The organism is Leptospira borgpetersenii serovar Javanica (genome assembly GCF_003046425.1).
Classification (GTDB): Bacteria; Spirochaetota; Leptospiria; order Leptospirales; family Leptospiraceae; genus Leptospira; species Leptospira borgpetersenii.
The window spans coordinates 162,501-167,500 of sequence record NZ_QAJG01000004.1; the positions used below are offsets into that span (position 1 = coordinate 162,501).

3 protein-coding genes, 1 rRNA gene and 4 pseudogenes (1 of these 8 only partly in view) are annotated in these 5,000 nt (G+C 38.7%); 1 reads left to right on the top strand and 7 read right to left on the bottom strand.

The features are described 5' to 3' along the window. The 3 genes from rnpA to rrf form a co-directional block, all read right to left on the bottom strand. Window positions 1–54 carry the 5' portion of a ribonuclease P protein component gene (gene rnpA, locus CLV95_RS04675; RefSeq protein ID WP_080652482.1) on the bottom strand. Its footprint begins 267 nt before the window's first position, so the window shows 54 of its 321 coding nt (coding positions 1–54); its start codon is at window positions 52–54; its stop codon lies off the left edge, out of view. A 10-nt stretch (window positions 55–64) separates the two neighbouring features. After that, the gene (gene rpmH, locus CLV95_RS04680; RefSeq protein WP_002724440.1) at window positions 65–226 is read right to left on the bottom strand and encodes a 50S ribosomal protein L34; all 162 of its coding nucleotides are present in this window, start codon (window positions 224–226) and stop codon (window positions 65–67) included. 233 nt (window positions 227–459) lie between these two features. Further along, window positions 460–576: ribosomal RNA gene (rrf, locus tag CLV95_RS04685) — 5S ribosomal RNA — on the bottom strand. Between the two features lie 525 nt (window positions 577–1,101). On the opposite strand from rrf, the pseudogene CLV95_RS04695 reads away from it, so the two are divergent. After that, window positions 1,102–1,263 (top strand): annotated as a pseudogene (locus tag CLV95_RS04695) (IS110 family transposase); the annotation flags it as partial. Window positions 1,264–1,268: 5 nt separating this feature from the next. On the opposite strand, the pseudogene CLV95_RS04700 reads toward CLV95_RS04695, so the two are convergent. The 4 genes and pseudogenes from CLV95_RS04700 to CLV95_RS19260 form a co-directional block, all read right to left on the bottom strand. Next, window positions 1,269–1,514, bottom strand: a pseudogene (locus CLV95_RS04700) (alpha/beta fold hydrolase); the annotation flags it as partial. Window positions 1,515–1,530: 16 nt separating this feature from the next. After that, entirely contained in the window at window positions 1,531–3,858 is a 2,328-nt protein-coding gene (locus tag CLV95_RS04705) for a hypothetical protein (RefSeq protein ID WP_002724452.1), read from the bottom strand. Between the two features lie 359 nt (window positions 3,859–4,217). After that, window positions 4,218–4,412: pseudogene (locus tag CLV95_RS19255) on the bottom strand (valine--pyruvate transaminase); the annotation flags it as partial. A gap of 107 nt (window positions 4,413–4,519) precedes the next feature. Then, window positions 4,520–4,858 (bottom strand): annotated as a pseudogene (locus CLV95_RS19260) (valine--pyruvate transaminase); the annotation flags it as partial. Window positions 4,859–5,000 lie beyond the last annotated feature (142 nt).

Consider the following 5,000-nt stretch of genomic DNA (forward strand, 5'->3'; position numbering starts at 1 on the left):
TCCGTTCTTAAAAAGAGATTGAATCTCCTTCCTGGATTTTAAAGTCTCTTCGATAACTTAATTCTTAGTATTTCTTACCGAGTTTTTCGTTGGAAACGGTCAATTTGTATCTGCCCTTTTTTCTTCTGCGTGAAAGAACCTTTCTTCCACCGGCAGTAGCCATTCTCGCACGAAATCCGTGCGTTCTTGCTCTTTTAACTCGGCTGGGCTGGTAATTTCTTTTCATAATTATTCCTGATTGGCGTTAATAATTGCGTCTTCTTTCCAAGAAAGTAATTTTAAAATCTTTTCCGGCATGACAAGAGCTTTCTAAAAATGCTCCGAGTCAATTTATATATCCAGTTTGGATCTTTATCGGGAATTCTATTCTTTGGAGTTTTAGGGAAAAAGAAAATACCCGAGGAGATCCGAAAACCGACAGAGAATTATTAGAATCGACCCTCTGCTTAAAAGTAAAAAACCCGGCAACGTCCTACTCTCCCATGCAGCGAACCACACAGTACCATCAGCGATGAGAGGCTTAACTTCCGTGTTCGGGATGGGAACGGGTGTGGCCCTCTCTCTATAGTCACCGGGAATCTTGAGGACAGGTTCGCGTACCTGTTTATACGGTCAATCGAAAATCGATAAAAAAGAGTAAATTTTACACGAAGTCGGTTCGTAAAATCGATGCTGTTCAAAATCGAAATACAATGGAAAAAGCCTACCTTAGTCTTTTAAATTCTTTCTTTTTTCTCATCTTTGTGTTTATAAACCCGAAATCGTTCCTCGCTTTCAAGATCAATACTCACAAGTTGAAACAGGCTTTTAGACAAAATTGCCCCTTCTGGACTTGGAAAACGTGGGTTAGATGCGAAGCATTTACCACAAAACAAGAAAACCAACAAAAGGAACTAAGAAGTTGTCCATTCAGAGGACTGAGGACTGACGAACTTCGCTTCGCTCGTTCTAGACAGAGGACAGAAAGAGACGGAGTGATATTACATCACGAATTTAGAATGCAGTTTGCGAAGACAGAAAAAAGAACAAAGGAAGCTACATTAGCAAAACGAATTGCTTTTCGAAGAAAAGCCTTCAGTCCTCTGTCTTCTGAACGTAGGAATGAATGTCCACAAAGAAACGATCAGAATCGCGTATTTAACGAGCAATTCTAAGGAAGCAGTGAAAGAACAACAGATAAAACATATGAGGTTCAGATCAAAAAATCCATCCAAAAGTTAAAATCAGAATTAAATTCATTGTTGTTATGAAGCCGGCATTAGCACCTAAAGTACAAAAGTATCCACTTGTACTGAACTGACCGTTTTAAAATGTTTCAGAATAGAACGCACATTCTCAATAATATTCCAAAGGTCCGAACATTTCTTCGGGTGTATTAAAAACCGCTTGATAAACGGGAGTGTCCGAATCACGCAGAGCGGTATCTTTCTGCAACTCGTTAGACAAAAGATTTTTACACGTAATTCTTGACTAAATCCGGCTAAAATGCAGGTAGAACGAGGTGCAATTAATTGATTGGCTTATGAAACGTTATTTTTTCTTCCGATTCGGAAGATATTTGTAATATTCCACCTCGATTGTATTAATTAGAAATGTATAATATTTAAGGAGTTTTTTATCATATTGTTTCTTTTGAGCTTCATTTCGTAAAAATTCGGCAATCTGATCCCGGATCAAAGGAGCCTTTAAATCATTGTGGCTAAGGATGATGGAACCGGGCATTCCTTGCGGAACTATATCATCCGGAACCAGAATCGTAGCAGAATTCTGCAAAAGAGCATATTCAATCGTGGAAGCGACCTTGTCGTCGTCCTTTTCTCCTTTGAGATGAGCTACGTTATTTCTAATATTATCTAAATTCTCGAAGATTTTTTTACGTAGAGAACGAGAATCGTGAATTTTATCCGTGATCTTCGTAAAACGGTTTGGAAAAACAAAACGTTCTGCACCCTTCGCTATCAAACTTACCTTCTTTTCCTTAGGAGTTTCTCCCTTGGACTGAAATCGCTCATCTTCGGAATCATCTCCAGAAGGATAATCGTCCGATGAAGACATGATACCATATTCTCCCTTAAAACCGGATCCGAGTGAGGCGTTTCCGTTGGAAAGAATATCCGACTTTTCCTTATTTCTAAAATGGAATGCGAGCAATAATCCTAAAAATAAACTGACCGGAATTCCCACGAATAGAATTCCAGTAGTCCTAAAATGTACGGATGCGATCAAAAATAAGATCATACTTGCAACAAAGCCCAACATTCCCATCGGAAGATTGAATTTTTTTGCAAATTCTTGGGAACGTTGTTTTTCCACTTCCAACTGCTCCATCGCCTGGATTCCCTGTTGGAGTTTTACGATACTTTCTGCCTTGAGTTTTGCATTTAATCCCGGATGTTTTGGATTACTTAAACTCGCGTTGATTTCTTTTGCAATTTCCAATTCTTTTTGATAAGCGGCATTTTTCGTCGCCATACCACTCAATTTATGAAGAACCGCGGCCATATATCCCGGATCCACCGCGTATATCTCTGAAGTCTGATCTGGTTTTTCGATCACCCTCATTCCATATCGTTCAGAAATCTCCTTTTTTAATTCATCGATCAATGCCGGATAACGTATTACATTCGATAAACCGGAAGATTTCAATTTTTGCTCAGGAGAAAAACTATATAAAGTCTGTTCCTGAAGAGTATGTTCTCCTATTTTATGGAGAATTTTCGACTTCAAAGACTTAAATACACTCTCTTCCTTTCTTTGAACGAGTTTCTCTTTTTCTTCCATCAGTTTGGATATGATCTGAATGGAAAATCTACAGGTTTCGGATATCCTTTTGCCCAGTTCATCCGTCTCCCGTTCGAACGGATAATCGTTTATAAGTGAAATCAACGCTTTTACTTTTTCGCCGTTTTGTTTTTTTCCAGGTTCTGCCATTTGAATATGTGTCTGCTCGAACTCCGCAATCCGAGTTCCGAACAATCCGTAACCGGCTCGTTCGCTAAGTTCCTTCAAATAAGGGATTGCAAATTTTTCAAGAGCATCCGCCTGACAACGATAATGTGCGATGACTTCGGGTTGATTCACGTAAGAACCGTCCGGATTTAACTGAAGATCATCCAAAATGATATGATAATCCGGAAGAATTTTCATCACGTAATTCTTTTTGGTCGCGTACGTAAGAAAATCTCTCAGAAAGTCCGTCATAGGAATATAACTGTAAGGTTGAAATCCCCTTTTTAAAAGGGTGGAAAATTCGGCTTCAAGCGAAGCCAGCTTCGGAAAAAGCCAATTTTTTCCTGCCTTATTTTTATGAAGCAAAAATGCGCCTGGGTTATCCTCGTCCGGAAGTTTCGGCTTTTTAGCTCGATTTTGAAGTATAAGGTCGATCATCTCTTCCGAAAATTCAAAACAAGCGGCTCGATACGGACTTACATCCGTTTTCGCTTCTTTCTGAGGGCTTGCAATTGCAATTCGAGCTTGAATCTTAGCTCCGTTACGAACCAAAAACGGATAGATAAATGCGGATTTATTCTTACCTTTTTTTTCATAATCAACCAACTGTCTCAAGGCAAGATCAACACTAGGCGGAGACTTAGCTTGTTCACTCAGATTCCTATATTTATTTAGAAGTTCTGCAAGTTTATCTAATGTAAGCAAGTAAGATGGATGGATACTTTTGGAGCCGTGCTTTTCTGTCTTTTTATGCCAATCCCTAAGTTCGTCCAAAATACAACGTGCGGTTGCGGATAAACCGACCGCCCCCTCGTTCAAAAAAATATAATCAGGCGCAAGAGATTGTATTTCAGTCGGTTTACTCTCCGCCAATTCCTCAAAGCTTATGTTTTGTTCGCTGCTTTCCATATTTCTTATCAAATCGACAATACAGTTCTTTTTAATTGAATCTTTTTATTGCCCAGTATTCCTCTTAAATGGTTAAACAAAACCATTTATTTCGAGAATTTTTCCAACCCGATTCTCAAAATTCCTTTTTCGATCTCTTTACTTTCCCGAACAAAGCTCAATCGAAAACATTCCTGTCTATGAGACCCGTTTGGATCGGTTCCTGGAAAAAAAGTTTCACCGGGAACAATAATTAACGTGAATTCGATATAAGGTTCTGTCCCAAAACTGGGACAGAACCTTGCAGCTTGATCTTTCTGACAAAGTAAACTGGGATTTGGGAACGCGCTGTAAAAAAGTCTGGGTGAATCCACGTTAATTATGCCCGCTTTCTTCAAAATTGGATCAAGATCGTTAACAAGCAAAGATAAATTTTTTACCCAAATCCAAAGAAAAAAAGCGACTTCGCCTTGATGAATCCGATAGTCGATCTTGGAACTCCAATTTTTTGGAATTACCTACTGGACAAAAACCGATTTCTTATGATAAAAAAGTAATATTACTTTTTTACATAAAAACCTGTCCCAAAAGAAACTAAAGTGCTGCTCTTTAAGGAGCACTCGAAAAAACTAAAGCCGTCTCACTTCTATTGGCGTTCGACGGAATTTGGGACGTGCTGTAAATCTTTCCAACGACCCGAACGAAAAAGATCCAACTCAATAAACTGGCCCGGATCGGCAATCGTCAAGTTGACAATCGAATTGCCCTTACGTAACTGGCGGTCGTTTTAGAATCACCCAGTACAAAACCGGTACGAACTCCCGGAGGAACAGCTTAGAAAGTATAAATCCCTGGATCATTCTCAGCTTTGTGAATAAAGGAATTTTTTCCAAAAACCATGTTGGGATTCGTAAGCATTGTCGACCAATAAAGGAATCTCTGCATGATTTGCTATTTCAACCAAAAACTCAAGTTCCCGATCCGTAATCAAGCTATCGATCAGATTCGTAAGTCGCGAAATAGCGGTTTCTCATAAGAATTATTTACAACATTTTGTTATTTTTTGATTTTATAAAGTTGCCTTTACATATTAATTGAGAAGGAATCTTCGAATGTATTGTTTTTTTTATTGGAAAATATCTCTACAAAGGGACTTTCGAATT

Bases quoted from the DNA above. Each gene is read 5' to 3' on its own strand.
- rpmH (WP_002724440.1), bottom strand. From the start codon at position 226: ATGAAAAGAAATTACCAGCCCAGCCGAGTTAAAAGAGCAAGAACGCAC.
- CLV95_RS04705 (WP_002724452.1), bottom strand. From the start codon at position 3,858: ATGGAAAGCAGCGAACAAAACATAAGCTTTGAGGAATTGGCGGAGAGT.